Genomic DNA, 26,528 nt, shown 5'->3' on the forward strand with positions numbered 1-26,528 from the left:
TGCGCTGATCTCGCGTTCGCCACCGAAGTCGGCCGGGCTCCCGAGGAATCTCGCGGCCGGCAGGAGGCCGGACCGATGCATGGAGCCAGCGTCCGGGCGGGGTGAGTAGATTCCTCGGGCGCCGCCCAGCCGAGGTGTGAAATCCGGATCGGTGCCGCGGCGCCGCTCGGAATGACATGGTTCGCGAAAGGACCGGATTGCACACTGATTCCTGGAATCCGGTATCAGAGGCCTGGCGCAGGCAGGCCCTGCGCCGCCCGGCCCACGTGCCAGGGCGAGTAGATCCTTCGGCCCTGCGATCATCCAGGCGGGGGCCGGCTCCGTGTGTCCGGGCCTCAGGATGACAACGCACAAGACTCGACACCTGGGCACTGGGCACTGGGCACTGGGCACTGGGCACTGGGCACCTCGCACTTCGCACTTCGCACTTCGCACCGGCCGTCTGGCACTCCCCCTGCATCGTCCCTCCACCCCGCCTGTGAACGGAATGGACGGCGGACCGGGTGGATCTTTAGAGGAGGAGGTGGACGAATGTCGATGGATTCCCTGCGCGACCTCTACGTGGAGCAGCTCAAGGACCTGTACAGCGCCGAGACGCAGATCCTGAAGGCGCTGCCCATGATGGCCGAGAAGGCGCACAACCCCGAGCTGAAGGCCGCGTTCCAAGAGCACGAGCGCGTCACGCACGACCAGGTCAAGCGCCTGGAGACCATCTTCGACGGGCTGGGCGAGAAGCCGGGCGGCCACCACTGCAGGGGGATGGAGGGCCTCCTCAAGGAAGGCCAGGAGATGATCAAGGAGAAGGGCGACCCCGACACGCTGGACGCCGGCCTGATCGCCGCCGCGCAGCGCGTGGAGCACTACGAGATCGCCGGCTACGGCTGCGTGCGCACCTACGCCGACCGCCTGGGCCTGGGCGACCAGGCCCGGACGCTGCAGACCACGCTGGACGAGGAGGGCGAGACCGACCACCGGCTCACCGCCCTGGCCGAGCAGATCATCAACCCGCGGGCGCAGGAGGGCGACGGCGGCTACCGCTGAGCCTGGGCCGAAGGGAAACGAGCGAGGGGCGGCTCCCCGGCCGGGAGCCGCCCCTCGCCTCGTCCGTCCATGGGCCTTCTACGCGCCGTCGGCGTCCTCGTCCCCGTGATGGGGGGCGCGGCCGCGCAGCGCGTCGAGCGCCTGGAGGTCGTCGCGCCACACCGTCTTCAGCACGGGGTGCAGGTCGATGTAGTTGCGGAGCCCCTCCACCAGCGCGTCCATGTTCACGCCCTCGAAGTCCTCCGCGAAGGCGTCCAGGCTCGGCACCGGCGCCGGCGCTCCGGGCCCGTCGGCGGATCCCGCGGAGGGGGGCTGCACCTCGGCCGCGGCGGCCCGGCCCAGCCACATCACCCGCCCGTCCTCGAACTGGATCCCCAGGCGCTGCCCGTCGGTGGCGTAGCTCACCGCGCCCTCCCAGGGCATCACGTCGCGCACCTCGCGCCCGTCGGCGTCGGTGCGGGGGAGGTAGAAGCGGTCGGGGAGCCGGATCGCGCGGATCCTCATGCGGCCCTGCCGGAGAGGGAGAGCGGGTGATGAAAAGCGGGGCGCCGCCAGGCGCCCCGCGCGTCAGACCACCGAGACGGAGCGCCCCCGGCTGCGCGCCGGGGCGGGTGCCGCGCCGGCGGCGTCCTGCTCGCGGCCCTCCGGGTGCAGGCGCTCGAGCTGGGCGCGCACCTCCACGAAGCGCTGCGCCTGCGACACCAGCCCGCGCCGCTCCAGGAAGGTGTTCAGGTGCTGCAGGATGGAGCAGAGGTTGTCGTAGCGCTCCTCCACCCGGCGCAGGCGCCGGATCTCGCGCACCAGCCCCAGCGCCGCGTCGGGGTGCATGGCGGCGATGTAGCGCTGGTCCTCCTCCGTGGGCTCGGCGTCGCGCTCCACCACGTAGACGTACTCGTCGGAGCCCGGCGGCGCGTGGGCCACCACCCGCGTGCTCTCCCCCGTCTGGAAGTCGAGGACCGTCTGGGCCTCCCACGGGCCGGGGGTGGCGTCGCAGGCCAGCGCCTCGATCTCGAACAGGTCCTGGTCGGTCAGGGGAGGATGCTTCGCCATGGTGGTCCGGACGGGTTTCCGCGGCGGGCGCCGAGTGGCGCGGGCCGCCGCGGTGACGGTGGAGGAGGATGAATCGTACGGGTCCGGCGCGGAGCCGGAAAGACTCGCGGGCGGGGAATCCCCGCCGCCGGAGGCGACGAAGGGCCGCGGCGGGCGCTCCGTTTCCCTCGCGCCCGCGCGGTCGAATCTTTTCGAGCCCCCGGTTCGATCGGCCCCAATTATTGACGCCCAAGCGATTTCCCCGCAACCCTTTCGGCGCTGTTTCGGTCACGGCCGAAAGTCAGTGCCCAGTGCCCAGTGCCCAGTGCCCAGTGCCCAGTGCCCAGTGCCCAGTGCCCAGTGCCGGTCCACTCCCGCACTCACGCCCTTCCGCGCTGACGCACTCGTGGTACGCGGGATGCCATCCCCGGGCGACCACGGGCCGGAACGACGATCATTCAGCGAGGAGCCATGTCGAAGACGCGCGCCGCCGCCGCTTTCACGCTGTCCGCCCTGCTCGCGCTCGCCGCGTGCGAGGGGGCGGGGGAGCACAACGACCCCGACACGGTGCAGCAGGACACCGGGCAGGCGGCGACGACCGGACCGGGCGCGGCGGCCAGCGGGACGCAGATCCAGGCCGCGCCGCCGCCCGCGGGCACCGTGAACCCGACGCCGCCGGACTCCAACCCGTCGCCCACCACGCCGTCGCCCACGGGCAACGACAGCGCGGGCGGAGCGCAGCAGCCGTGATTCCCCGGATTCGGAAGAACAGCGGGCCTCACGCAGAGTCAGCAGAGGTAGCCGAGAACCCCTCCGCTGACTCTGCGTGAGAAAAAGTCGTTCGCCGGGCTCCGTCACGACGCCGGTCCGCTCAGCGCAGGACGAGCGTCTCGCCGTGCCGGAGGACGTGCAGGTCCTGCGGCGGCAGCCCCGCGGCGCGCCAGGCGTCGCGGGTGCGGCCGGGGGGCTCCAGCGGGTCCTCGTCGGTGAGCCGGAAGGTGCCCCAGTGCATCGCCACGAAGGCGCCCCGGCCGCCCAGGTCGCCGTAGGCGCGCACCGCCTCCTCCGGGTTCATGTGCGCCGGCCGCATGAACCAGCGCGGCTCGTACGCCCCGATCGGCAGCAGCAGCGCGTCGAACGGCCCCAGCCGCTGCCCGATCTCCGCGAACCCGGCGAAGTAGCCGCTGTCGCCCCCGAAGTAGACCCGCCGCCCGTCCGGCAGCAGCACCGCGTACGAGGCCCACAGCCGGTCGTTGAGCTCGCGCAGCCGGCGGCGCGTCCAGTGCTGCGTGGGCGCGCAGACCACCCGCGCCGTCCCCGCCTCCCCCGCGACCTCCGCCTCGTCCCACCAGTCCAGCTCGGTGACGCCGGCGACGCCGCGCTCCGCGAACCAGTCGCGGTAGCCCAGCGGCACGATCCAGCGCGGCCCGCCGCCGGGGCGCTCGCGCAGCCGCTCGACCGTCCCCTCGTCCAAGTGGTCGTAGTGGTCGTGCGAGAGGAGGACCGCGTCGACCGGCGGGAGCTCGTCGAACGGAACGCCCGGCGGCGCGAAGCGGGCCGGCCCCAGCCACTGCAGCGGCGAGGCGCGCCTGCTCCAGACCGGGTCGGTGAGGAGGTTGAGCCCGCCGGCCTGGACGAGAAAGGTCGCATGCCCCACCCAGGTGATGCGGGCCTCACCCGCCGGCGCGCGCGGCCGCGCCACCCGGTGCGGGACGACGGGGAGCGCGCCGCGCGGAGGGTCCGGCGGCACCCCGCGCGTGAGCCGCTCCCACTGCCAGCGCAGGAGGCTGCCGCCCCCGCGCCGCTCGTCCCCCGCCTCCATCGGCCAGGGGATGCGGAACTTCCCATCCGCCCCGTGGTGCGCCGGCCGCCGCTCGCCTTCGCTCATCTGCTCCATCGAAATCGGGGTGCTCACCGACCCTGAAGATACGCCACGCCGCAACACCCCGTCGTTCTGGCTCGAAAAGTCGAAAGATTGGAATCACACTGAGAAACAGAGGAACGGAGAACCCGATCCTCTGTTTCTCTGTTTCTCCGTGTGATACCGTTTTTCGAGATTCGCTGTGCATTGGGAAGCTGTCATTCCGAGTGGAGCCCGATGCGCCGATCTCGCGTTCGCCACCGAAGTCGGCCGGGCTCCCGAGGAATCTACTCGCGGCCGGCAGGAGGCCGGACCGATGCAGGGAGCCAGCGTCCGGGCGGGGTGAGTGGATTCCTCGGGCGCCGCCCAGCCGAGGTGTGGAATCCGGATCGGTGCTGCGGCGCCGCTCGGAATGACATGGTTCGCGAAAGGACCGGATTGCACACTGATTCCTGGAATCCGGTATGAGACTTTTCAGACCACCCCATGAGCGAAGGGCGGCACCCCTCGCGGGATGCCGCCCTCCGTCAACCGTCTGCCGGGCCGTCCGAAGACCCGGCCCGGCTCCAGGTGCTCGCGAAGCCGCTTACCGCCCCAGCTCCACGTCCAGCCCGGCCTCCAGCGCCTTGTCGATGCGGGCGCGGGACTCGGTCAGGTGCGCCCGGGTCATGGCGTCGATGCCGCCCGACGCCAGCGCGCCCGAGACGCGGCCGCGCAGGTCCACCAGTGAGGCGCGGGCCACGGCGCGCGCGTCGCCCGGCAGGCCGGCCTGCCGCTGCGCCACCATCTCCGTCATGCGGTCCAGGTAGGCGCGCTGCAGCTCGCGCCGCATCACGGTGATGTTGCGCGAACCGGCGTACGCCTCGCTCCACACCGCCCGCGTCAGCTCGCCCATCAGCTCGGCCGTGGTGAGCGTGCCCGCGCTGCCGAACTTCAGCTCCCCGTCGCGCATCTTCGCGAAGGTCGCCGTCGAGGTGAGCTGGTTCAGCAGCGAGCGCTGCGCCCCCAGCACCAGCTCGGTGAGCGGGTAGTCGATGCGGCCGTTGTAGTTGTTGGTGTTCCCCCAGTGGGTCCAGCGGTTGGCGCCGAAGCTCGCCAGCAGGCTCTGCGGGATCGCGAACGAGCTCTCGCTGAAGCCGTACTGCGTCACGAACTGGAGCGCCTCGCGCTGCTTGGCCTTGGGCACCGCCACGAACGGCGCGCGGCCGCTCGGGTCGCCCACCCGGTCGCGGTTCACGTACTGCCCGCCGATGTACTTCACGCCCACGGCCAGGGTGCGGCCGTACTGGTTCATCAGCCCGTTGAAGGCGTCGGTCAGCTCGGCGTAGCGGGTGTTGTCGGCCAGCACGTACTGCGGCAGCTTGGGCCAGATCCCCCGGATCACGTCGGCGCGGGCGCGGGCCCAGCCCAGCGGGTCCTGCCCCAGGTCGAAGATGTTCACCGTGGGGTCCAGCGCCCCGGGGCCGCCCGAGTCCTCGTCGGTGCCGAAGGCGTGTCCGGGGAGCGCCGCCTCGCGCGCCAGCCGCGCCGCGCGCGCCTCGTCGGTCGTGTAGCCGTACGAGATCGCCCAGCGGTCGTAGCTGCCCACGCCCGGGTTGTAGGCGTAGCCCACCCGGCCGCGCTCCGGCAGGTTCAGCGCCGGGTACTCCATCACCGAGCTGAACACCCCGTTCTGCTCGGCCCAGCCGCGGTCGTTCAGCCGGTCCAGCGGCGTGTCGTACGAGGAGCGGAAGTTGTGGCGCAGCCCCAGCGTGTGACCCACCTCGTGCATCATCACCCACTTGATCGCCTGCCCCACGTAGTCCATCGGCACCGGGTCGCGCGGCCCGATCACGCCGGCCTCCACCAGCAGGGTGCGCAGCAGCGTCCCCTGCGCGCCGATCTCGGCCGCCAGGGCGGCGCGCTCGCCCACGCCGTCGGTGCCGCCCAGCACCTCCTCGATCGCCGCCGACGGGGTCACCACGGTGCGCCAGTCGCGGCGGAAGCCGTTGATCATGTTGGCTTCCATCAGGATGTCGGCGTCCAGGATCTCACCCGTGCGCGGGTCCACGATCGAGGGCCCGATGGCGCCGTAGCCCGGCTGGTCGGAGACGTTCCAGCGGATGGTGGCGTAGCGCAGGTCCTCGGCGTCGGCGCCCTCGGGGAGCATCTCGGCGCGGATGGCGTTCTTCCACCCCGCCGCCTCGAACGCCACGTTCCACGCCTCGACCGCCGCCTTGATGTAGGGGCGGTACTCCACCGGGATGTTGGGATCCAGGTAGTAGACGATCGGCTCCCTGGGCTCCCACAGGCCGCCCTCCACCTGGCGGCCCGGCTCCAGGCGCCAGCGGTTGACGTAGCGGCGGAAGAAGTTGTCCTCGAAGGTCGAGAAGTCCTTGCGCGCGGTCAGGAAGTAGCCCACGCGGTCGTCCGCCTCGCGCGGCGTCATCGGCTGCTCGGGGAGCGGCGCCAGCGTGTAGGCCACGGTCACGGGGATGTAGCGCCCGTCGGGCACCGAGGTGATCCCCGCCGCCTGCGAGGGGCGGAAGGTGAGCTTGGCGCGGATGTTCACGTTCGAGGGGAACGCCTTCACGCTCTCCACGTAGCTGCGCCCCTTCTCCAGCGGCACCGGGGGCGGGCCCGCGGGGCTCTGCAGCTGCTGCGGCTGGGCCGCCGCGAAGCGCACCCGCTCGCCCACGCCCGAGAGGTCCGAGACCACCCAGTCGTAGATGTTGACGAGGAGCATGCCGCCCTCGCCGATCGACTCGATCTTGGCCGACTCGAGCACGCTGGGGCTGAAGGTGAGGTTCACCGCCTGCTCGGTGGGCGAGCCCTGCGGGCCCGTGAAGCGCACCGGCTTGCGCACCAGGAACACCCGGTCGCCGTGCCGCTCCAGCGCCACCACGCTCCCCTCGAAGATGTTGAGCATGGTGCCGCCGAAGAGGCCGTTGGCGCCGATCCCCTGCGCGATCTGGTAGCTGATCAGGAAGTCCTTCCCCAGCCGGTCGGCGGGGATGGCCAGGTAGAGCGCGTCGCCCTTCTCGTAGGTGTCGAACCACCCCTGGCGCCGGGTGGCGTCGCGGGTGACCTCGGCCCACGGCTTGAAGGGGCTGGCGGGGCGCGCCTCCTGGGCGGGGGCGCCGGCCGGGCGCGCGCCCGGGGCCGCCGCGGCCGTGCGCTGCGCGCCGGCCTGCTGCGGCGGCGCGGCGGCGGGCCGCGCCGCCTGCGCGGACGCGCAGCCGGCCACGCCCGCGCACAGCGCGAAGGTGAAGAATCGTTTCACGGAACTGCTCCTGCGGAGAGGGTGAGGGTGAGTGCCGAACGGGAGGAAAAGAGGAAAGCCGATGCGTTGGATGCCGCCCGGCCTGAAATCGTTGCGCGGAACCCGGGTGCGAGTTTCTTAGCAGGTGAACGATGTACGAAGGTGCGCTCCGCGTCAACCCGCACGGTGCGAACGGCGCTCTGCGCGGGGCGAAGCGGGCGTCTCCCGGTGCGGACGGACCCCTATGGCGCGGGGCAGGCGCGGATGTCCGCCGGGCGCGGCGCCGGGCCGGGGCGCGCGGTGAACACCGCCAGGTAGCCGCTCCCGGCGGGGAGCGCGCGGAAGGCCGACTGCTCGTATCCCACCGCGGCCATCTCGCAGCGCAGCAGCGCCGGGGGCGTGCCGTGGCGCTGCGTGGGGCGGTCCAGGTCGACCACGGCCACGCGGCCGCCCGGGGCGAGCGCCAGGCGCAGGTTGTACAGGAAGGCGTACGGCTGCTCGACCTCGTGATACATGTGCACCAGCAGCACCAGGTCGGCCGAGGCGGGGGGCAGCCGCGGGTCGTGCGGCTCGCCGAGGGCCAGGGTGACGTTCTCCAGCCGCGCCTGCCGCACGCGCTCGCGCAGCCGCTCCAGGTACGCGGGGACGATGTCCTGCGCGACGACGCGGCCGGAGCGCCCCACGCGCGGCGAGAGGCGCACCGTGTAGTAGCCGCTCCCGGCGCCCACGTCGGCCACGCGCATCCCGGGGCGCACGCCCAGCAGCCGCATCACCGTGTCGGCCTCGCCGGCGCGGTCGCGGGCCTCCTCGCTGCTCCAGGTGTCGGTGACGATCTCCGCCACCGGCCGCGCCGCCGCGGGGAACGCGCTCGCCGGCGCCCCCGCCGGCCCCAGCGGCCGGATCTCGTCCCGCGCCCGCGTCGCCCCCTGCGGCGCCCCGCAGGCGGCGAGCAGGAGCATCAGGGCGGGGAGGGTGCGAGCTTGTGTATGCCGATTCGGACTCATAGCGTTGCCAAGCGCTCGTTACCTGCTTCAACCTAAGCCGCTGCACGTCCAGGCTAAAGATGGCTGCTTCTCCGGAACCCGACGACCCGGCCGTCGAGGCGATCGATCCGCCGGCGAGAGATGCCGTCGCGCGACGCTTCCGCGAACTGGTGGAAGTGTGGCAGCGAGAGACGGAGCACGAATCATCGCCGACTACACTGTTCATGCATTCCGCCTATCAGCAGATCATTGGTCTCGGTCCGGATGTCCTGCCGGTCCTCTTGAACGATCTGGAACGAACCGGGCGGAACTGGTTCTGGGCCCTGCGCGCCATCACCGGAGAGAACCCCGTTCCGTCCGAAGAACGCGGTGAGCTATCGCGCATGATCGCGCACTGGCTGGAGTGGGGTCGTGTGCGGGGTCTGGTGCAGCGGCAGGAAGTGAATCCGCCGGCTTGATCCACTTCGAATCCGCCTTCATCCACGCCTAACAGAACGCCTGTTCCTCAATGTGCGTGAGGGCAGTTAGGATTCGCTCGTTTCATCGAGCCTCTCCCCTGCCGGAGCGTCCCCGTGCGCCGCATCCTCCCGATCCTCGCCCTCGTCGCGGTGTCCGCCTGCCGACCGCCATCCGCACGCGCGCAGACGCCCGTGGCGCAGGAGGACGCGATCGAGGTGCTCGGGCGCATGCGCGAGGCGTACGGCGCGGGCGCGCACCCGGAGCTGCTGCGCCACCTGCAGACGCTCGACCGGCTCACGTCCAACCATCCGCTGCTCATCTACGAGCTCGCGCGCGCCTACGCGCTGACCGGCGACACCGTCCGCGCGCTGGCCACGCTGGAGCGCCTGGCGCCGATGGGGCTGGGCGTGCCGGTGATGCGCGACACCGCCTTCACCGCGCTGCGCGGCTCCGCCGCCTTCCGCGGCCTCGCCGACCGCCTCGCGGCGAACGCCGCCCCGCTGGTGCGCAGCGACACCGCCCTGGCGCTGGGCGATCCCGACCTGCTCCCCGAGAGCATCGCCTACGACCCGGTGGAGCGCGCGTGGTACCTGGGCTCGCTCGCGCACCACGAGGTGGTCCGCGTGGCCCCGGACGGCTCGGTGCGCGACTTCGCGGCGATGGAAGAGAAGGGGAGGGTGATCGGGATCAAAGTGGATGCGCCGCGCCGCCGGCTGTGGGTGCTGGAGACCACATGGGACACCGCCGCGCCGCGCACCTACGGCGGCACCGGGGGGTGGACCTCGCTCCGCGGCTACGACCTGCGCACCGGCCGCGAAGTCGCCCGCCACGCGCCGCCGGACCGCGGGGCGCACCTCTTCAACGACCTGGCGGTCTCCTCCCGCGGCGACCTCTACGTCACCGACGTGCACGGCAACGCCGTCTGGCGCCTGCGCGCGGGGGCGGACGCGCTGGAGCCGCTGGCCCGCGGCCCGCGCTTCCACTGGGGCAACGGCATCGCCCTCTCGCCCGACGAGTCGCGGCTCTACGCGGCCCACCTGGAGGGGATCAGCGTCGTCGACCCGCGCACCGGGCGCATGGAGCCGCTGCGCCACCCGCCCGCCGTCGCCATGGCGGACGTCGACGGGCTGTACGCCTGCCCCGGCTCGCTGGTCGCCGTGCAGCGGATGGCGCACTTCCAGCAGGTCACCCGCTTCGTCCTCTCGCCCGCGGGCGACTCCATCGTCGCCGCCGAGGTGCTGGAGCGCAGCCACCCCGCCTACGTGGACCCCACGACCGGCGTGGTGGTGGGCGACTCGCTCTTCTACATCGCCAACGCCCAGTTCCGCCGCCTGCAGGACGACCTCACCCTCCGCCCCGCCGAGCGCCCCCACGGCACCGTCGTCCTGCGCCTCCCGATCGGCCCCGGCTGCCGGTGATCACCAGATTGGAAAAGACTTGTCTCACGCAGAGACGCAGAGGCGCAGAGAGAACCCCTCTGTGTCTCTGCGTCTCTGCGTGAGGCTTGTCGTTTTCTGTTCGAAGCCGGCTCGCTCAGCTGCGGCGGACGCGAACGCCGCCGGAGCCGGTGTCGATCTCCACGCGGCCGTTGCCGTCGCCGATGGTGCCGGTGAAGTGCGAGCGCCCGGCGCGGCGCACGGTGGCCGGCACGTCCACGTCGATCCCGCCCGAGCCGGTGTCGATGTCCAGCTCCGCCCCGAAGCCCGCCGGCACCCCCAGCGTCACCCCGCCCGAGCCCGTGTCGATCCGCGCCCGGTTCACGTCGCCGCGCAGCGACAGCTCCACCGAGCCGCTCCCGGTGTCGATCAGGATGTCCCGCGCGTCCACCGCGTCCAGGCGCACCCCGCCCGAGCCCACGTCCACGTGGAGGTTCTCGACGTCGAGCCCCGAGCCCACCACCCCGCCGCTCCCCGTGTCCACGCTCAGCCGGGGCCCGCTCACGCCGCTCACGCGCACCCCGCCCGAGCCGGTGTCGAGCACGATCTCGCCCTGCGCGTCGCGCACCTCGATCCCGCCCGAGCCGGTGTCCAGGTTCAGGCTCCCGCGCGTCCCGAGCGCGTGGATCGACGCCGCGGCGCCCCTGACGCGCAGGTCGCCGTGCACGTTCGACACCTCCACCCGCCCCACGGCCTGGTTGACCGACACCGTGCGCCCGGCGGGCACCAGCACCCGCAGGTCCGCCCAGGCCTCCGTCCCCGACCCCGAGCCGTGGATGCGCACCCGCCGCCCGCCCAGGACGCGGCCCGACCGCCCGAACGTCCCGTCGCGCTCCACGGACATCTCCGTGTTGGAGCCGCGCCCCATCCGCGGGTAGACGACGCGGTCGTCGGGGTAGAGCACCACCAGCGAAGCGGCGCCGTCGGTCTCGCCCTCGCGCACGCGCAGCTCCCCCGCGTCGCTCCCGCCGCGCGTGACCTCCACCACCACCTCCGACCCCGAGCCGGGCTCCACCCGCACCTCGCCGGCCAGGTTGTAGACCGCCACGCGCGAGCCGTCCAGGGTGAACCGTTCCGTCCGCTGCGCCTCGCCCCGCGTGGCGACCAGCGAAGCCGCCGCCAGCGCCAGCGGGAGGATCACGTGGTGTCGCATCGACGTCCTCCGGGTTGGATTCATCGGGATTCGACTACGATCAAAGAACTGCGAACTACGGATTTGGGCGTGTCCCCCTGGAGGGGGCCGGGCTGCGCGCGCCGTAGGGCACGATACCACTGTGCCCAACGGCGCCGGGCCACCGCCGCCACGATACCCCCTGTGGCGGCGGCGTCCCGGCCCTGTCGGGCGCGCATCCCTCACGCAACCGCAGGGGATAGGGAACAGCCGGCCCACGCACCGAGCCCCATCGAGTCCACCCTCTCCCGGACTTGGGAGAGGGTTGCCGCTCCAAGGCGGCGGGAGAGGGCCCCCGCCGCCGCGCAAACGCCCGCCGAGGCGCGCGCACTTCGCACTTCGCACCTCGCACTTCGCACTCACAGGCTCATCCACCAGTTCACCTTCACCAGCAGCACGTTCGTTGCCGGGTAGCGCCACAGCTCGTCGAAGTCCTCCCCGGGGCGGAAGCGGCCGGTGCCGCCGTCCGCCGCGCCGTCGCGCGAGTGCGACCAGGCCACGAAGAGCGTGGAGCCCAGCCGGTACTCCCAGCGCAGCACCGCGTTCAGGTTGAGCGCCCGGTAGTTGAAGTCCGGGTCGTCGAAGCTCCACCCCTCCGGGCGCGTCCCCGCCTCGCCGAGCGGCGCGAAGCGCTCCGCGAAGTCCTTCGCCCGCGGGTCCGCCACCTCGCGGAAGTCGGCGAACGAGCCGTCGCTGATGAAGGGCTGCGCGTACACCTGCAGCGACAGCGTGGGCGAGAAGGTCTGGTTGAAGCGCGCCGACACCCCCAGCGTGCGCTGGTCCAGCCCGCCGAACACGTAGTGCGTCGCCCCGGCCGCGTCGCCGGGCGCGTCCACGAACTGCCAGGCGCTCCGGTTGCGCGAGTAGAAGGGCGACAGCGAGATCCGCGTGGCCGCCGTCGGGCGCACCCCCAGGTTGAAGGACACGTTGTAGCGCCAGCCGTCGGTGTCGTCCTCGGTCCACCAGTTGAAGTCGGCCCCGCCGTTCACCCGCTTGCGCCCGTCGGAATAGAAGCCGGCCCACCCGCTGGTCGAGCCCGGCCGCCGGATGAGCGGTCCGCCGCGCAGCGAGCCGTTGCTCCACGCCGCCACCCCGCGCTCGACGCCCCAGTACATCCCCCAGTAGTTCAGGAAGTCCCCCCACCCGTTCACGTTGCCGCCCGTGGAGGTGTTCTCCCACCCGAAGGTCTGCGTGTTCCAGAGGTTGGTGTTCACCCCAAAGCCGCGGAAGACCTTCCCCGGCTTGAAGCTGCGGTAGCCGAGATAAGCGACGTTGGTGACCTGGTCGGCCTCGCGCATGAAGCCCAGGTCGTTGGTCTCGAACCCCGGCGAGCGCACCATCCCCAGCAGGCCGCCCTGCACGCTCCCCTTCACCCTGGCCAGCTGCCAGCTCGCCGCGAACCCCGAGAGCGAGGTGGCCGCCGAGTCGAGCCGCACGTGGCCCGCGTCGGGGCGCTGGAAGTAGCGCGCGGGCGACTGCTGCAGCCCGACGATCGCCGCCTCGCTCCCGCGCACCGTGGAGCCCAGCAGGTACCCCGAGGCGATCCAGGCGTCGTTCCCCCAGCGGTGCGAGGCGTCCACCCCGCCCGCCAGCGCGGTCCCCGGCAGGTCCTCGATCCCGGTGCCGTCCAGCCGGCGGAAGACGCCGGTGCCCACGAAGCCGTACTGCGTGCGCCCGCCGTTGGCGTCGCGCCGGCCGCGCAGCATCCCGAACCCCGTGAGCGGCTCCACCACCTGCGAGAAGCGCCCGCCCGCGTCGTCGATCCCCCGGGCCCGCTCCTGCGCCGTGAGCGCCCCCAGCGCGCCGACCGACCAGCCGCGGCCCACGCGCCCCGAGAGCTTGGCCGCGCTCAGGATGTTGGTCTCTCCCGGCACGTCGGCGAACTCGGCGTCGACCCCGTAGTGCGGCGCCCGGCCGATGCGGCGCGAGTAGAAGAGCGACTCGTTCCCGCCGTCGCCGTCGCCCAGGCCGATGCCGAAGCGGAAGATGTCGGCGCCCTCGGTGAAGAAGGGGCGCTTCTCGGGGAAGAAGGTCTCGTACTGGGTGAGGTTCACCTGGCTGGGGTCGGCCTCCACCTGCCCGAAGTCGGGGTTCACCGTGGCGTCCAGCGTCAGGTCCGAGGTCACCCCGTACTTGACGTCCATCCCCGCCGAGCCCCGCCAGTCGCTCGCCGAGTAGAACGGGTCCGCCCCGTCACCCGGCGCGCGGGTGACGCCCGAGAGCATGTAGGGGAGCAGCTCCAGGCGGCGCGGCGAGGGGAGCCCCGTCATCCCGTGCAGCTCGCCGAAGCGGGCCACCACGCGCGAGTCGTCGCGGCGCAGGGGGGCCCAGAAGCTCTGCTCGTTGGCGCGCTGCACCACCCGCGCGACCTCGAACCCCCACACCCCGTCGCCGCCCGGCGAGAAGCGCAGCGCCGAGAGCGGGATGCGGAACTCGGCCGTCCAGCCGTGCTCGTCGCGCTCCACCGCCACGTCCCACACCGCGTCCCACCCCACGTCGTCGTTCTGCCCGTCGACGATGGTGAAGTCGCGCTTGACCCCCGCCGGGTTCACCGTGAAGACGTAGGCCGTGCGCAGGTCGTGGCGCGAGTCGAAGGCCACCAGCAGCCAGTCCGACGACGAGTCCTCGTCGCGCCGGGTGAGCTGGGCCACGATCTTCCGCGGCTCGGGGTCGAAGGCGCGGACGCCCACGTAGACGGCGGAGTGGTCGAAGGCGACCCGGGTCACGGTGGGGAACTTCGCCGGCTGCCCCTCGTCGGGGTCGCGCTGGATGAAGCCGCCGATCGAGTCGGCCGCGGCCCAGACCGGGTCGTCCAGCTTTCCGTCGAGGGTGGGGGCCCCCACCGTGGGGGTGAGCCGGTAGGCGTCGAGCTTCGGGGAGGGGTCGTCGCCGCCGCCGTTCTGAGGGAGGGACACGGCGGCGGAAAGGAGGAGGATGCCCAGCATCGGACGGTGCTCCGGGAAAGAAAAAGAGGCGGCTGAACCGGATTCAGCCGCCTCCTACGGGGTCACCGCGAGCCGAGTTTCACGTCGCCGCTGAAGGTGCGGATGCTGAGCCTCGCCTCGCCGCGCCCCACCGTGAAGCGCTGCTCGCGGCGCGACTGGCGGGTGATCCGCGCGCCGGGGAGGTCGTTGGTGATGGTGCCGCTGAAGGTGGTGACGTCGCCCGTGACGCTGAGCGGCGGGGCCAGGCGCACGTCCACGGTGCCGCTGTGGCTCTCGATGGTGGTGGTGCCGTCGCGGGCCAGGTCGCCCGAGACGAAGACGTTGCCCGAGACGGTCTGGAACGAGCCCTCGATCTGCCGCCCGGAGAGGCGCAGGTCGCCGCTCACGGTGGAGACCTCGGCGCGGCCGCGCATGGAGCCCACCTCCACCCCCCCGCTCACCGAGTTCACCCGCACCTCGCCGGTGGATGCGGTGACGCCCACGTTGCCGCTCACGCTGGTGGCCTCCACCTGGTCGCGCACGGTGCCGGCCACGCTCACGTCGCCGCTCACCGACTCGGCGTGCACGCGCTCGGCCTGCCCGTCGAAGGTGGCGTCGCCGCTGCGCGACTGCACGAACACCTCGCGCAGGCGGCCCCGGGCGACCACGTCGCCGCTCACGGCGCGGGCCTCCACGTCGCCGGCCAGGTCGCGCGCCTCGACGTCGGCGCTCACCGTGTGGATGCGCACCGTCTTGCGGGCGGGGACGCGCACCTCGATGTCGGAGCCGCGCGAGCTGCCGCGGCGGGGGAGCACCACCCGCACCACCAGCCGGTCGCCCTCGGGGACCAGGTCCAGCCGCTCGGTGCCGCGCCCCAGCTCGCCGGTGACGTGCACCTCGTTGCGGCTCCAGCCCACCACGCGCACCGAGCCGGCGACGTTGTGGATCTCCACCACCCCGGTGGGGCCGGTGCTCCGGCGCTGGTCCACCCGCTCCTGTGCTCCCGCGCTCCCCGCCGCCGCCAGCGTGGCGGCGAGGACGGCCGGGACCATGATCTTAGCCTTCATCGGGGGTTCTCTCCCTCGTTCGGATCGGGATAACAACAGTCCTTAGTCCTTAGTGTCTTAGTGCCCAGTGCCCAGTGGTGTCTACTAAGGACTAAGCACTAAGGACTAACACACTTCGCACTTCGCCCTCAGAGCTCCACCGCCTGCTGGAGCATCCGCACCTTGGTGTCGTAGACGGCGGAGAGCATCTGCGCCAGCTCGCGGCTCGACGGGTCGCGCTCGAGCGCCGCCCGGCTCTCGGCGATCGCCTGGTCGATGATGCGGAGGTTCCGCTCCAGCGTGGCGACCGTCTCGGGGGCGAGCCGGCTCCGCCGCGTCTCCAGCACGGCGGCCAGGTCGTCGATGGCCTTCTGGTACTCGGCCTCGGCCGGCTGCAGCGCCACCAGCGCGGTGGTCGTCGGCGCGGCGGGCTGGTCGGCCACGATCCCGGGCAGCCTGTCCGGGGCCGGGTCGCCGCCGCGCTGCATGAAGAACATGGTCGTCACCGAGGTGCCGATCATGAGCACCACGGCGGCGGCGGCCAGCGTCATCCAGCGCGGCGGCGCCCAGGCGGAGCGGGGGCGCAGCGGGATCACCTTCGCGCCCCCGCGCGGCTCCAGCCGTGACTCGATCCCCGCCCAGAGGTCGCGGCCGGGAGCGATCTCGCGGGGGAGGAAGCGCGCCTCGTCCAGCAGCGAGCGGAGCGCGTCGACCTCGGCGCGGCACTCGGCGCAGGTCTGCAGGTGGAGCTGCACGGCGCGGCGCTCCCGGTCCGGCAGCTCGCCGCCGGCGAAGTCGTCCAGCCGCTCCAGGGCCTGTTCGTGCGTGATCATCGTCCCAGTGCCTCCCTCAAGAGCCTGCGCGCCCGGTGGAGTTGCGCCTTGCAGGTGCCCACCGCGGACCCCTGCATCCGGGCGATCTCTTCGTGCTTGTAGCCTTCCACGTCGTGGAGGACGAACACCGCGCGCGCCCCCGGCGGGAGCGTGGCGATGGCCCGCTCCAGGTCGAGCGCCTCGCCGGGATCCGGCGGCCGGGTGGGCGTCTCGAACGCCTCCAGCTCGTCGGTGGCGAACACCTTCCCCGCCCGGATCCCCTCGGAGCGCCGCTCGCCCAGGCAGACGTTCACCGCCAGGCGGTGCAGCCAGGTGGAGAAGGCGCTCTTCCCCTCGAACTGGGCGAGCTTCTCCCAGGCGCGGACGAACACGTCCTGCGTGAGCTCCTCGGCCCGCATCCCGTCTCCGGAGATGCGCAGGCAGATCGCGTACACCCGGTTCAGGTTCTCGCGGTAGAGCTGCTCGAAGGCGGCGACGTCGCCCTCCTGCGCCCGCCGCACCACGTCGGCGTTCGCGGTCGGACTGCCCTGCTCAACCAGCATCGTCGCCATCGATTCCGACCGGGTGAGGGTGTCGTCCGTCCGACCCGCGAGCACTCTGATGCGCCCCGGCTCTGGAGGGTTTAAACGGAGTCTGCCGCGCGTCTTCGGCGGGCCGCCCGGTCGTGCGGCCGGCGCTCGCATGCGCGGCAGGGGACTGCGGAGAGATCACGATGGGAGGTCGGACCCGAGGTAGAGGTGATGGATGTCGAATGGGGAGAACGGGATCGGGCGGCTTCGGGTTTCGCCCGGCGGCCCATCCGAACTGCATGTCTCACACGGAGTCAACGGAGTCAACAGAGAACCCCTTCTGTTCTCCGTTGACTCCGTTGACTCCGTGTGATGCTTTTCTCTTTAGTCGCCCATCGCCAGCGCGGCCTCCGGCGCTTCGGCGCGAGGCGCAGGGGCGATGGAGTACGCCAGGGGGCGCCGCCAGATCACCCGGCGCACGCGCCAGGCGAGCAGCACGCTCACCACCATCAGCGACGCCACCAGCCCGGTCCAGATCCCCACGTGCCGCAGCGGGGTGTGGAAGCCGAGCAGGTACGCCACCGGCAGCCCCACCGCCCAGTAGCCGACCACGGTGAGCAGCATCGGCGCGCGGGTGTCGGCGGCGGCGCGCAGCACCATCAGCCCGGTGACCTGCGCCCCGTCGAACACCTGGAAGAGCGCGGCCATGAAGAGCAGCTGCGCGCCGTAGGCCACCACCCCCGGGTCCTTCGTGAAGAGGCCGATCAGCGCCTCGGGAACGGCCAGGAACAGCACGGCGCACAGGCCCATGAAGCCCAGGCTGAGCCCGTAGGTGACCAGCACCGCCCGCCGGACCGCCCGCGGGTTCCGGGCGCCGATGTGGTGCCCCACCCGGATCGACCCGCCCAGGCTGACCCCCGCGCCCACCATGAAGGTGCCCGAGGCCAGGTTCATGGTCACCTGGTGCGCGGCGAGCTGCACCGCGCCCAGCCACCCCATCATCACGGCGGCGAGCGCGAAGATCCCCACCTCGGCCGCCATGGTGGCCCCCACCGGCACGCCGATCGAGACGATGCGGCGGATGCGCGCCCACACCGGCCTGAGGCTCTCGCGCCCGAAGGGGGTGAGGTCCGCCCGCCGGGCCATGTAGACGACCAGCGCGGCCAGCATGCACCAGCGCACCAGCGTGGTGGCGAGCCCCGACCCCATCACCCCCAGCGGCGCGACCACGCCGGGGACGCCGTAGATCAGCGCCCAGTCGCCCAGCGCGTTGACGACGAGCCCCAGGAAGGAGAGGACCATGGCCACGCGCGTGATCCCCATCCCCTCCAGGTACTGCCGGAAGGCCACGAAGAACAGCGTGGGCGCCACGCCGCCCGACAGGGCCAGCAGGAAGTCGCCCGCGCCGTCGGCCACCGCGGGCGCCTGCCCGAGCAGGTGCGCCAGCGGCCGGCCCGCGGCCGTCACCGCCGTGATCGGCAGCGCCAGGAGCGCGGCCACCCAGAGTCCCTGCACCAGCACGCGGCGGCACTCGGCGCGGTCGCCGGCGCCGAACGCCTGGCTCACCAGCGGCCCCATCCCCAGCACCGTGCCGGTGCACAGCACGATGGTGACGATGTGGAACGAGGCGGCCACCGCCACGCCCGCCAGCGCCTCGGGCCCCAGCGGGGCCACCATCAGCGTGTCGGTGAGGGTCATCCCGATCGCCGCGAGCTGGCTCACGACGATCGGGCCGGCCAGGCGCAGGAGCCGCCCGGCCTCGTGCGCGAAGAGGATCCCGCGCCGCCGCCGGCCCGGGGCGGCCGCGGCGCGGGGGCGCCAGGGAAGGGCGCCGGGCGAGGCCCGGAGCCTCGCGTTCAGGAAAGCCATGCGCGACATGAAGATACCATCCTCCGGACCGGAGCGGCACCCCGCCCGGTCCTCCTCGGTCATTGTGGTGGATGCGCACCCGGCCTCCCGCTCTCGCGGGTGCGCGCTCAATCGTCCTGCATCGAACTCCCCCGGACCCGCGGGATCGCGGATCAGGGCTTCGCACCGCCGGAAGTCGCTCTCATCGCCACCTGCCTTTCTCGTCCGCCGATCCAATCGATCCAACCGAAAGAAGAAGGGGCCTCGCGTCCGCGAGGCCCCCTGGGGCTGCCGGTACGCTGAACGGGTGTGCCGCTAGTTGTTGCGCTCCTGCGCGTGCTGCGCGCTCTGGATGGAGAGCAGCTTGGTGTCGCCGGCCGACATCAGGGCCTCCGCGAAGTCCTGGCGCTCCTCCAGGAGCGTCAGCCGGCTGTCGATGGAGACGAGGAGCTCGCGGATGCGCGCCGTCTCGCCCGGCTCCGCCGCCCCGGTCTTCATCTTCTGCTGCGTCATGACTTCCAGGAGCGCGCCGAGCCGCCTGGAGATCGGGCGGAAGATCAGGACGCCGCCGCAGGTGAGGATGGCGGTGACCATGACGATGGTCAGGTAGGTCTCGGGGCTCATCGAGGCTCCTTGCAACGCTTGCTCGGCCACGGCCGGGGGTTCCGGCCCGGGCACCTACGCCGGGGTGTGGACCGCGGTTTCAGGCCGCCGTGCCGCCTTCCGCGGCTTCTTCCCGCGCAGCAGCGGGAGGCGGAAGGCCATCAGCGCGGCGAACACCGCGGCGTAGATCAGGGGCTCGCGGACGTCCTTCTTCACTCCCCACAGGAAGTGGATGACGCCGAGGCCCACCGCAAGATAAACGAGACGGTGGAGTTTCTGCCAGCCTTTTCCGAGCCGGCGGATCCATCCCTTCGTGGAAGTGACGGCCAGGGGGACCAGAATTCCCAGCGCGGCCGCGCCCGCCGTCACGTACGGGTGCTCGGCCACGTCCTCCACGACGAAGCCCCAGGAGAACGACTGGTCGAAGAGGTAGACGAGGAGGTGCAGGCAGGCGTAGAAGAAGGCGAAGAGCCCCAGCGGCCGCCGCGCCGCCACGATCCCGTTCCACCCGCTGAGCCGGCGGAGCGGGGTGATCGACAGCGTGACCAGGAGGAGCGTGAGCGCGGCCTTCCCCGTCCGGTGCGTCACGTCCTCGATCGGGTCCTGGGAGACGGTCCCGGCGAGGACCGCCCCGGCGAGCAGGGCGAGCGGCAGAAGCCCGCCGGTCCAGACGGCGGGCTTGAGCAGACGGCTTGAGACGCGCTCGGCGCGCGGGGAGAGCGGCACGGTCAGAAGTTGCGGCGCAGGTCCATCCCCGCGTACAGCGAGGCCACCTGGTCGGCGTAGCCGTTGAACATGAGCGTGGGCCGGCGCCTCAGCCACTCGCCGATGCGGCGCTCGCGCTTCTGGCTCCAGCGCGGGTGGTCGACCTGGGGGTTCACGTTGGCGTAGAAGCCGTATTCGTTGGGCGCGGCCACGTTCCACGCGGTGCGCGGCTGGCTGGCGGTGAAGCGGATGCGCACGATCGACTTGATCGACTTGAAGCCGTACTTCCACGGCACGACGAGCCGCAGCGGCGCGCCGTTCTGCGCCGGGAGCGCCCGGCCGTAGATCCCCGTCGCCAGCAGCGTCAGCGGGTGCATGGCCTCGTCGAGGCGCAGCCCCTCGGTGTACGGCCACTCCAGCACGTCGTGGCGCTGCCCCGGCATCTGCCGCGGGTCGTGCAGCGTGGTGAACTCCACGAACTTGGCGGACGGCAGCGGCTCGGCGCGGCGGAGCACGTCGCGCAGCGGAATCCCGTCCCAGGGCACCACCAGCGACCACGCCTCCACGCAGCGCAGCCGGTAGACGCGGTGCTCCACGCGGTGGGGGCGCACCAGGTCTTCGTACAGGTAGCGCCCCGGCTTGCGGCAGAGGCCGTCGACGACCACGGTCCACGGCCGGGTGCGCAGGAGCCGCGGCGCATACCGGGCGGGGTCCTCCTTGTCGGTGCCGAACTCGTAGAAGTTGTTGTAGCCGGTGATCTGCTCCCACGAGTTCGGCTTGTCCTTCTCCTGCGCGTCCTCCTCCTGGTCCCGGGACGCGCCCTGGCCGGCGGCGAGCGCGGGCGCGGCGGCCACGGCCAGGGCGGCCGCCGCGGTCGCCAGGAACTCGCGCCGGTCCAGGTGGAGCCGCTCCGGGGTGATCTCGGAAGACGGGATGTCGTCGGGGTGCTTGATCAGCATGGCACTGCCTTCCACAGGGTTCGCCGGGGGAGCGAGCTTATAGCGCGGCACCGGCGGGGGTGTTCCGGGCGGACGGCGCGGCGGCGACGGGCGCCAGCCGCGCCCGGCGGATCTCCTCCACGGGGACAATCCGCACGCCGCGCGCCGGGTTCCCGGCGGCCTCCACCAGCGCGGCGACCATCTGCTCCAGCGTCACCAGCCCCAGGCGCCGGGCCCCGTCGCGCGTGGGCGGCAGGCGCTCCAGGAGCCGGTAGAGCGGGACCAGCGCGTACGGCCAGCGGTGGCCGGGGCCCAGGACGTACCAGGGGCGCAGGAGGGTGGCGTCGAGCCCCGCCTCGCGGATCATCGCCTCGCCCGCGGCGCGGACTTCCTGGTAGGCGCGCATGACGGGGGCGGGCTGCGCCACGCTCACGTAGACGAAGTGCGCCGCGCCGGCGGCCTTCGCGGCGGCCACGGACTCGCGGGCGGAGACCAGGTCCACGCGGCGGAACTCCGCGGCCTTGCGGGGATTGGGGTGCGGGGTGCCGACGAGCTGGACGAAGGTGTCGCCCGGGCGGACCCGGTGCGCGAACGTCGCCCGGTCCAGCGCGTCGCCGACGACGGGCTCGCAGCCGGGCGGCAGCTTCCCCTCCGAGCCGGGGCGGACCAGCGCGCGCACCGTGTGGCCGCGGGCCAGCAGCTCGGGGACCAGGCGGCGGCCGATGTAGCCGGTGCCGCCGGTGAGGAAGACGTTCGTCGCGGGCATGGAGTCTCCTCCGTGGAGGCCGGCCTCGCGCCGTTGCCGGGCGGCTGAAGCCGCGGCAACAACTGCAGGAAGCCTCGCCGACAACCTTCGTCGTGGACGCGGAGTCCGGCGCGGGCGAGGCTTCGCGGGCCGGTGCCGATGCGGCTCGCAACCGCGTTTCTACGAAGCGTGTTCCGCGGCGAAAAAGCAAAGGGCGCGGGGGGATGGGTCCCCCCGCGCCCCGTGATACGCTCAGGCGGCCAGGCGCGGATCCGTGCGCGTGGCGAGCGCCTCCAGGCGGGCGACGCGCTCCTCGGTGGGCGGGTGCGTGGAGAACAGCTTCGTCAGGCCGCCGCCGAACGCGGCCAGGGGGTTCACCTGGGCCAGCGGGGCCACGGCGGGGGAGACGTGCATCGGGATCCGGTGCGCGGCGGCGTCCAGCTTGCGCAGCGCGTTCGCCAGCCCCAGCGGGCGGCCGCTGATCTGGGCGCCCACGGCGTCGGCCTTGAACTCGCGCTGGCGGCTGACGGCCAGCTGGATGAGCATGGCGGCGATCGGGGCCAGGATCACCATCAGCAGCCCCGTCGCCGGGTTGTCGTCCTCGTCGCCGCCGAAGAACAGGCCGAAGTGCGCCAGGTTGCTGATGGCGCCGGCCAGGGTGGCGGTGATCGTCAGCAGGAGCATGTCGCGGTTCTTGACGTGCGCCAGCTCGTGCGCGATCACCCCCTCCAGCTCTTCGCGCGAGACGATCTGCATGATCCCCTCGGTGACGCAGACCACCGCGTGCTCGGGGCTGCGCCCCGTGGCGAAGGCGTTGGGCTGCGCGTGCGGGGCCACGGCCACGGTGGGCATCGGCAGGCCGGCGCGCTGCCGCAGCCGGTCGACCATGGCGTACAGCTCGGGCGCCTCCTGCGGCCCCACCACGCGGGCGCCGTACATCCGGAGCACCATCGACGCCGAGGCGAAGTACATCACGAAGTTCATCAGCCCGGCGAAGACCAGCGCCATGATCAACCCGCTCTGGCCGCCGAACGCGCTCCCCAGCGCGCCGAGCAGGGCCGTCATGGCCGCCATCAGCAGGAAGACCTTCACGTTGTTCATCGTTCTCTCCGTTGCGTGCGAAGCCCCGCGGTCACGATCAGCCGATCCCGCCCCGCGGATGCCGTATCTGCCTACTCCGTTGACGGTTACGCGTTCCGGCAACGCGCGTGCCCTAATGTTCCCGCCACGCTGGCAGGCCCCTCCGCCGTCCCAGGACCAGCTGCTGTCCGCCAGGTGTCCTCCCGCGTGTGGCCGCAGGGCAAAACAAAAGCGAGACCCTACGGCACGTTGCGTGTCGTAGTGGTCTCGCCGAGGTCCGCTCCGGGCCTCCCCGCGGGCCGGGGGCGCCTGCCGGACGCCCCGTCTTGACGGCCCGCGGGTGCCGGCGGCGCGATCACGCTTCCGCCGGCGGGCTACTCCCCACAGGTTATCTCTTCTTGCGCCTTGAGAGTAATCAGGGCTGGCTTCGTGCGTCAAGAGCCTGTCGAGGGTGGGGAAGATGAATCGATCCAGCGTGGGGCGGTTGTTCGTGGGGGTGCCGATCCCGGGGGAGGTGCGGAGCGCGCTGGAGGCGCACCTGCGCGCGACGTTCGGCGAGCGGGTGCCGGGGAAGCCGGTGCCGCCGCAGAACTGGCACCTGACGCTGCGCTTCCTGGGCGACACGGACGCGGAGCGGCACCGGCGCCTGGTGGAGGGGCTGCGGGAGACCGGAGCCGGGCCGGCGTTCGGGCTCTCCTTCGGCGGGCTGGGCGCGTTCCCGCGGCCGGCGCGGGCGACGGTGCTGTGGGTCGGCGTCGGCGAGGGGAGGGACGAGATCCGCGCGCTGGCGGCGAAGGTCGAGCAGGCGGCGCGGGACGCCGGGTTCGCGCCCGAGGAGAAGGAGTTCTCGCCGCACCTCACCCTCAGCCGCCTCAACCCGCCGGCCGACCTGCGCCGCGACGTGCAGACGGCGAGGCCCTTCGGCGGGCGGATGACCGTGGATTCGTTCGTCCTCTTCCGCAGCCACCTGGGCGGGGGGCCGCCGCGCTACGAACGGATGGAGAGCTTTCCGCTGACCTAGGGAACAGGGGACAGCCAGCGGGACCGTTGCTATTTGCAGGCTGTTCCCTGTCCCCTGCAGTTCCCACCTTTCAGCCCCGGAGCGTCAGCCGATGAGCATCCCCTACACCGACCGCGAGATCGCCGAGCGCCTCCAGCGCGACCTGCCGGCGTGGAAGCACGAGGAGGGGCACCTCACCCGCACCTTCGAGACGGGGGATTGGCAGCGCACGCTGCTGCTGGCCAACGCCATCGGCTTCGTGGGCGAGGCGGCGTGGCACCACCCCGACCTGCACCTGAGCTACCCGCGCCTCAAGGTGCTGCTTACCACCCACGACGCGGGCGGGATCACCGACAAGGACTTCGAGCTGGCCCGGCGCATCGAGGAGGTCGCCACCTGGCAGCCATCGGGCGGGGCGCTCACGGGGCCGGAAGAGGGGTGGTTCAAGTAGCCATGTAATGAAGAACTCTGGAGGTGAATGGCACGACGCGTTTCGTAGGGGCGAGCATGCGAGTCCGAAGACAGGCCGGCCCGGCGCGAGTGGCTGCTTCCAGCGCATGGGCTGGCATCTGCCGGTCGAGGCATGCCTCGACCCTACGGGAATTACCCGGTCAGATTCGTGTGCTGGTACGAAAATCTCTGAGGGGTCCGGGCTTCGCGAGGGAGCACGGGAACCAGGGAGGAGCAGGATGCAGCTCGAAGGACGGGTGGCGCTGATCACCGGCGCGGGAGAGGGGATCGGGCGGGCGGCGGCGCTGCTGCTGGCGAAGGAGGGCGCCAGGATCGGGGCGCTCGGGCGCACGCGCGAGGACCTGGACAAGGTGGTGGAGGAGATCCGCAAGGCGGGCGGGGAGGGGACCGTGCTGCTGGCCGACATCTCGAAACCGGACGAGATGGAGGCGGCGGTCGAGCAGCTGGTGAAGGAATACGGGCGCATCGACGTGGTGTTCGCCAACGCTGGCGTCAACGGGGTGTGGGCGCCGATCGAGGAGCTGACTCCCGAGGAGTGGGACCAGACGCTCGGCATCAACCTCAAGGGCACCTTCCTCACCATCAAGTACACGGTGCCGCACCTCAAGAAGCGCGGTGGCTCGGTGATCGTCACCTCGTCGGTGAACGGCACGCGCATCTTCAGCAACACGGGGGCGACGGCCTACTCGACCTCGAAGGCGGGGCAGGTGGCGCTCACCAAGATGCTGGCGCTGGAGCTGGCGCCGTCGAAGGTGCGCGTGAACGTGATCTGCCCCGGTGCCATCGAGACGGAGATCGACGAGAACACCGAGAAGCGCGACCTGGAGAAGGTGCAGACGCCGGTGGAGTTCCCCGAGGGGCACATGCCGCTGGAGCGCGGACCCGGCAGCGCCGAGCAGGTGGCACGGCTGGTGCTCTTCCTGGCCTCCGACGCGTCGGACCACATCACCGGCACGCCGATCTGGATCGACGGCGGCGAGTCGCTCCTGAAGGGGTGATGCCGCCACTGGAGGAGCCCATGGCCGCGGAGCCGACCGACCAGGCGCCGGCCGAGCCCGTGAAGGGCACGGGAGAGCACGGCGACCTCCCCGCTTCCGCCCGCCCCGACCGCGAGGCGGAGCACGGGCACACCGACGAGACGGTGGACGAAGCGTCGGACGAGAGCTTCCCGGCGAGCGACCCGCCGGCGTTCACGCACGCGCACGCGGGCCCGCCGCAGCACGGGGCGGGGCGGCCGGGAGGACGGAACGAGGGAGGACAGGGTTGAAGATCACGCTGCTTTCGGACGAGCGCATCCGGCTGGACGGCGGCGGGGGGCCCATGACCATCGAGGCGCCCTCGGCCGACATGACGTACTCGCCCTTCCACATGATGGCGAGCGGGCTGGCGAGCTGCACCTACGCGGTGCTCCAGTCGTGGGCCACGCACGCGAAGCTCCCCGCCGACGGGCTGGCGCTGGAGGTGGGGTGGAGCTTCGCGGAGGAGCCGCACCGGGTGGCGCGCTACGAGGTGGACATCGAGTGGCCGGGGCTGCCGGAGAACCGGCTGGCGGCGGCCAGGCGGGTGGCCGACATGTGCACGGTGAAGGTGACGCTGGCGCACCCGCCCGAGGTCGCCACCGAGGTGAAGACGGAGGCGAAGGCGGCATGAAGACGTTCCCCGTGGTCCGCTTCGTGATCGCCGGGCAGGAGACGGAGGCCTGCGGGTCGGGCCGCCCATGGACGGTGGTCTACGACGGCCAGTGCAAGGTGTGCAACCGGCTGGTGGGGCTCCTGCGCAGGTGGGACACCCGCAACGAGATCGAGGTGATCCCCTTCCAGAACACCACGGTCCTCGACCGCTTCCCCTGGATCCCCGCGTCCGCCTACGCGGAGGCGATGCAGCTGGTGGGGCCCGGCGGGCAGACGTGGCAGGGGGGCGACGCCATCGAGCAGCTGCTGAAGATCCTCCCCTTCGGCGGGCTGCTGGGGTGGGCGTTCAAGGTCCCCTTCTTCGGGGAGCTGTTCAACCGCTTCTACCGCTGGTTCGCGCGCAACCGCTACAAGTTCGGCTGCGGCGAGCACTGCGTGACCCGCACGGGGAAGATGGACTTCCACGAAGAGGAGGAGGCCGCCGCCGCGTGAGCCGGTCCGGTGGCCGAGCCGGACCGCGGACGATGATGGCAGCAGCCCCGGGCGACGGTGCGTCGGCCGGGGCTGTGGCTTTGGTGCGAGAGGCGGACGTCGGTGCGGCGGCGGGGGCCCTCACCCGCCGCCTTAGAGCGGCAACCCTCTCCCAACTTCGGGAGAGGGTGGACTTTACGACCCGGCGCGGAGGTTGGAGGCTCGCGTAGGGGCGAGGCATGCCTCGACCGGCGGGGCGGCTCGTGCGCGATCGGTCGGGACCTGCGGAAGGGCTGCTCTGCACGGACTCGCAGGCTCGCCCCTGCGACACCCATGGTACCTCGCGCGACGAGACCCGCGTAAGGGATGCGCGCCCGACAGGGCCGGGACGCCGCCGCCACAGGGGTTTCGTGGCGGCGGTGGCCCGGCGCCGTTGGGCACGGTCGTATCGTGCCCTACGGCGCGCGCAGCCCGGCCCGGAGCGCAGCGGAGGGACACGCCCA

General features: G+C 72.3%; 26 protein-coding genes. 10 read left to right on the forward strand and 16 right to left on the reverse strand.

All coding sequences use genetic code 11. From position 1 onward, the window contains the following. The first annotated feature begins 531 nt into the window (after positions 1-531). Positions 532-1,041, forward strand: coding sequence for a ferritin-like domain-containing protein (locus tag VF746_09630; protein ID HEX8692668.1), 510 nt, complete (start codon positions 532-534; stop codon positions 1,039-1,041). Between the two features lie 78 nt (positions 1,042-1,119). Here the strand turns inward: VF746_09630 and VF746_09635 are convergent, their stop codons facing one another. Together VF746_09635 and VF746_09640 are read right to left on the reverse strand one after the other, a co-directional pair. Next, complete coding sequence (locus VF746_09635) at positions 1,120-1,545, reverse strand: hypothetical protein (GenBank protein ID HEX8692669.1); 426 nt, start codon at positions 1,543-1,545, stop codon at positions 1,120-1,122. A 63-nt stretch (positions 1,546-1,608) separates the two neighbouring features. Next, entirely contained in the window at positions 1,609-2,091 is a 483-nt protein-coding gene (locus tag VF746_09640; protein ID HEX8692670.1) for a hypothetical protein, read from the reverse strand. A 450-nt stretch (positions 2,092-2,541) separates the two neighbouring features. Between VF746_09640 and VF746_09645 the strand changes: the two genes are divergently transcribed. Beyond that, entirely contained in the window at positions 2,542-2,820 is a 279-nt protein-coding gene (locus VF746_09645) for a hypothetical protein (protein HEX8692671.1), read from the forward strand. A gap of 121 nt (positions 2,821-2,941) precedes the next feature. On the opposite strand, the gene VF746_09650 is transcribed toward VF746_09645, so the two are convergent. The 3 genes from VF746_09650 to VF746_09660 all read right to left on the reverse strand — a co-directional run bounded on the left by VF746_09650 (position 2,942) and on the right by VF746_09660 (position 8,176). Beyond that, positions 2,942-3,958 carry an MBL fold metallo-hydrolase gene (locus VF746_09650; GenBank protein HEX8692672.1) on the reverse strand — a complete coding sequence of 339 codons (1,017 nt, stop codon included), beginning with the start codon at positions 3,956-3,958 and terminating at the stop codon, positions 2,942-2,944. A 559-nt stretch (positions 3,959-4,517) separates the two neighbouring features. Beyond that, entirely contained in the window at positions 4,518-7,193 is a 2,676-nt protein-coding gene (locus tag VF746_09655) for a zinc-dependent metalloprotease (GenBank protein ID HEX8692673.1), read from the reverse strand. A 221-nt stretch (positions 7,194-7,414) separates the two neighbouring features. Beyond that, a complete protein-coding gene (locus VF746_09660) occupies positions 7,415-8,176 on the reverse strand; it encodes a methyltransferase domain-containing protein (GenBank protein HEX8692674.1) in 762 nt (253 codons plus the stop codon). A 59-nt stretch (positions 8,177-8,235) separates the two neighbouring features. Between VF746_09660 and VF746_09665 the strand changes: the two genes are divergently transcribed. Continuing rightward, positions 8,236-8,613, forward strand: coding sequence for a hypothetical protein (locus VF746_09665; GenBank protein HEX8692675.1), 378 nt, complete (start codon positions 8,236-8,238; stop codon positions 8,611-8,613). A gap of 114 nt (positions 8,614-8,727) precedes the next feature. After that, the gene (locus VF746_09670) at positions 8,728-10,032 is read left to right on the forward strand and encodes a hypothetical protein (protein HEX8692676.1); all 1,305 of its coding nucleotides are present in this window, start codon (positions 8,728-8,730) and stop codon (positions 10,030-10,032) included. A 115-nt stretch (positions 10,033-10,147) separates the two neighbouring features. Here the strand turns inward: VF746_09670 and VF746_09675 are convergent, their stop codons facing one another. The 11 genes from VF746_09675 to VF746_09725 form a co-directional block, all read right to left on the reverse strand. Continuing rightward, complete coding sequence (locus VF746_09675; GenBank protein ID HEX8692677.1) at positions 10,148-11,203, reverse strand: DUF4097 family beta strand repeat-containing protein; 1,056 nt, start codon at positions 11,201-11,203, stop codon at positions 10,148-10,150. A 377-nt stretch (positions 11,204-11,580) separates the two neighbouring features. Further along, positions 11,581-14,166: a DUF5916 domain-containing protein gene (locus tag VF746_09680; protein ID HEX8692678.1), complete on the reverse strand. Its 2,586-nt coding sequence runs from the start codon at positions 14,164-14,166 to the stop codon at positions 11,581-11,583. A 62-nt stretch (positions 14,167-14,228) separates the two neighbouring features. Further along, on the reverse strand, positions 14,229-15,212 hold the full coding sequence (locus tag VF746_09685; GenBank protein ID HEX8692679.1) for a DUF4097 family beta strand repeat-containing protein: 984 nt from the start codon (positions 15,210-15,212) through the stop codon (positions 14,229-14,231). A gap of 128 nt (positions 15,213-15,340) precedes the next feature. Next, complete coding sequence (locus VF746_09690) at positions 15,341-16,024, reverse strand: zf-HC2 domain-containing protein (protein ID HEX8692680.1); 684 nt, start codon at positions 16,022-16,024, stop codon at positions 15,341-15,343. Beyond that, positions 16,021-16,575 (reverse strand): RNA polymerase sigma factor, encoded by a 555-nt coding sequence (locus VF746_09695; GenBank protein HEX8692681.1) that lies wholly within the window; start codon positions 16,573-16,575, stop codon positions 16,021-16,023. The genes VF746_09690 and VF746_09695 overlap by 4 nt, the downstream gene beginning before the upstream one ends. Before the next feature lie 342 nt (positions 16,576-16,917). Then, positions 16,918-18,411 carry an MATE family efflux transporter gene (locus tag VF746_09700; protein HEX8692682.1) on the reverse strand — a complete coding sequence of 498 codons (1,494 nt, stop codon included), beginning with the start codon at positions 18,409-18,411 and terminating at the stop codon, positions 16,918-16,920. Positions 18,412-18,696: 285 nt separating this feature from the next. Continuing rightward, entirely contained in the window at positions 18,697-19,005 is a 309-nt protein-coding gene (locus VF746_09705) for a hypothetical protein (protein HEX8692683.1), read from the reverse strand. A 54-nt stretch (positions 19,006-19,059) separates the two neighbouring features. Then, a complete protein-coding gene (locus VF746_09710; GenBank protein ID HEX8692684.1) occupies positions 19,060-19,710 on the reverse strand; it encodes a protein-methionine-sulfoxide reductase heme-binding subunit MsrQ in 651 nt (216 codons plus the stop codon). A 2-nt stretch (positions 19,711-19,712) separates the two neighbouring features. Then, positions 19,713-20,648 (reverse strand): protein-methionine-sulfoxide reductase catalytic subunit MsrP, encoded by a 936-nt coding sequence (gene msrP, locus VF746_09715; protein HEX8692685.1) that lies wholly within the window; start codon positions 20,646-20,648, stop codon positions 19,713-19,715. 37 nt (positions 20,649-20,685) lie between these two features. Next, positions 20,686-21,393 (reverse strand): NAD(P)H-binding protein, encoded by a 708-nt coding sequence (locus VF746_09720; GenBank protein ID HEX8692686.1) that lies wholly within the window; start codon positions 21,391-21,393, stop codon positions 20,686-20,688. Between the two features lie 231 nt (positions 21,394-21,624). Next, positions 21,625-22,473 carry a zinc metalloprotease HtpX gene (locus VF746_09725; GenBank protein ID HEX8692687.1) on the reverse strand — a complete coding sequence of 283 codons (849 nt, stop codon included), beginning with the start codon at positions 22,471-22,473 and terminating at the stop codon, positions 21,625-21,627. A gap of 439 nt (positions 22,474-22,912) precedes the next feature. Between VF746_09725 and thpR the strand changes: the two genes are divergently transcribed. From thpR to VF746_09755, 6 genes are all read left to right on the forward strand, one after another. Continuing rightward, positions 22,913-23,473, forward strand: a complete 561-nt coding sequence (thpR, locus tag VF746_09730; GenBank protein ID HEX8692688.1) for an RNA 2',3'-cyclic phosphodiesterase — start codon at positions 22,913-22,915, stop codon at positions 23,471-23,473. 91 nt (positions 23,474-23,564) lie between these two features. Beyond that, complete coding sequence (locus VF746_09735) at positions 23,565-23,903, forward strand: 4a-hydroxytetrahydrobiopterin dehydratase (GenBank protein HEX8692689.1); 339 nt, start codon at positions 23,565-23,567, stop codon at positions 23,901-23,903. Between the two features lie 238 nt (positions 23,904-24,141). Continuing rightward, positions 24,142-24,921, forward strand: a complete 780-nt coding sequence (locus VF746_09740; GenBank protein HEX8692690.1) for an SDR family NAD(P)-dependent oxidoreductase — start codon at positions 24,142-24,144, stop codon at positions 24,919-24,921. Between the two features lie 20 nt (positions 24,922-24,941). Next, on the forward strand, positions 24,942-25,190 hold the full coding sequence (locus tag VF746_09745) for a hypothetical protein (protein HEX8692691.1): 249 nt from the start codon (positions 24,942-24,944) through the stop codon (positions 25,188-25,190). Then, positions 25,187-25,573, forward strand: coding sequence for an OsmC family protein (locus VF746_09750; protein ID HEX8692692.1), 387 nt, complete (start codon positions 25,187-25,189; stop codon positions 25,571-25,573). Before VF746_09745 ends, VF746_09750 begins: the two co-directional genes overlap by 4 nt. After that, positions 25,570-26,046 (forward strand): DUF393 domain-containing protein, encoded by a 477-nt coding sequence (locus VF746_09755; GenBank protein ID HEX8692693.1) that lies wholly within the window; start codon positions 25,570-25,572, stop codon positions 26,044-26,046. Before VF746_09750 ends, VF746_09755 begins: the two co-directional genes overlap by 4 nt. Positions 26,047-26,528 lie beyond the last annotated feature (482 nt).

It is taken from the genome of Longimicrobium sp., from assembly GCA_036389795.1.
In the GTDB taxonomy this organism is placed as follows: domain Bacteria; phylum Gemmatimonadota; class Gemmatimonadetes; order Longimicrobiales; family Longimicrobiaceae; genus Longimicrobium.

Excerpts from the sequence above, each read along its gene's own strand:
- VF746_09690 (HEX8692680.1), bottom strand. The coding sequence starts at position 16,024 with ATGATCACGCACGAACAGGCCCTGGAGCGGCTGGACGACTTCGCCGGC.
- VF746_09660 (HEX8692674.1), bottom strand. The coding sequence starts at position 8,176 with ATGAGTCCGAATCGGCATACACAAGCTCGCACCCTCCCCGCCCTGATG.
- VF746_09720 (HEX8692686.1), bottom strand. The coding sequence starts at position 21,393 with ATGCCCGCGACGAACGTCTTCCTCACCGGCGGCACCGGCTACATCGGC.
- VF746_09740 (HEX8692690.1), top strand. The coding sequence starts at position 24,142 with ATGCAGCTCGAAGGACGGGTGGCGCTGATCACCGGCGCGGGAGAGGGG.
- VF746_09640 (HEX8692670.1), bottom strand. The coding sequence starts at position 2,091 with ATGGCGAAGCATCCTCCCCTGACCGACCAGGACCTGTTCGAGATCGAG.
- thpR (HEX8692688.1), top strand. The coding sequence starts at position 22,913 with ATGAATCGATCCAGCGTGGGGCGGTTGTTCGTGGGGGTGCCGATCCCG.
- VF746_09630 (HEX8692668.1), top strand. The coding sequence starts at position 532 with ATGTCGATGGATTCCCTGCGCGACCTCTACGTGGAGCAGCTCAAGGAC.
- VF746_09735 (HEX8692689.1), top strand. The coding sequence starts at position 23,565 with ATGAGCATCCCCTACACCGACCGCGAGATCGCCGAGCGCCTCCAGCGC.
- VF746_09645 (HEX8692671.1), top strand. The coding sequence starts at position 2,542 with ATGTCGAAGACGCGCGCCGCCGCCGCTTTCACGCTGTCCGCCCTGCTC.
- msrP (HEX8692685.1), bottom strand. The coding sequence starts at position 20,648 with ATGCTGATCAAGCACCCCGACGACATCCCGTCTTCCGAGATCACCCCG.
- VF746_09725 (HEX8692687.1), bottom strand. The coding sequence starts at position 22,473 with ATGAACAACGTGAAGGTCTTCCTGCTGATGGCGGCCATGACGGCCCTG.
- VF746_09635 (HEX8692669.1), bottom strand. The coding sequence starts at position 1,545 with ATGAGGATCCGCGCGATCCGGCTCCCCGACCGCTTCTACCTCCCCCGC.
- VF746_09705 (HEX8692683.1), bottom strand. The coding sequence starts at position 19,005 with ATGAGCCCCGAGACCTACCTGACCATCGTCATGGTCACCGCCATCCTC.
- VF746_09755 (HEX8692693.1), top strand. The coding sequence starts at position 25,570 with ATGAAGACGTTCCCCGTGGTCCGCTTCGTGATCGCCGGGCAGGAGACG.
- VF746_09700 (HEX8692682.1), bottom strand. The coding sequence starts at position 18,411 with ATGTCGCGCATGGCTTTCCTGAACGCGAGGCTCCGGGCCTCGCCCGGC.
- VF746_09680 (HEX8692678.1), bottom strand. The coding sequence starts at position 14,166 with ATGCTGGGCATCCTCCTCCTTTCCGCCGCCGTGTCCCTCCCTCAGAAC.
- VF746_09695 (HEX8692681.1), bottom strand. The coding sequence starts at position 16,575 with ATGGCGACGATGCTGGTTGAGCAGGGCAGTCCGACCGCGAACGCCGAC.
- VF746_09685 (HEX8692679.1), bottom strand. The coding sequence starts at position 15,212 with ATGAAGGCTAAGATCATGGTCCCGGCCGTCCTCGCCGCCACGCTGGCG.
- VF746_09675 (HEX8692677.1), bottom strand. The coding sequence starts at position 11,203 with ATGCGACACCACGTGATCCTCCCGCTGGCGCTGGCGGCGGCTTCGCTG.
- VF746_09745 (HEX8692691.1), top strand. The coding sequence starts at position 24,942 with ATGGCCGCGGAGCCGACCGACCAGGCGCCGGCCGAGCCCGTGAAGGGC.
- VF746_09665 (HEX8692675.1), top strand. The coding sequence starts at position 8,236 with ATGGCTGCTTCTCCGGAACCCGACGACCCGGCCGTCGAGGCGATCGAT.
- VF746_09650 (HEX8692672.1), bottom strand. The coding sequence starts at position 3,958 with ATGAGCGAAGGCGAGCGGCGGCCGGCGCACCACGGGGCGGATGGGAAG.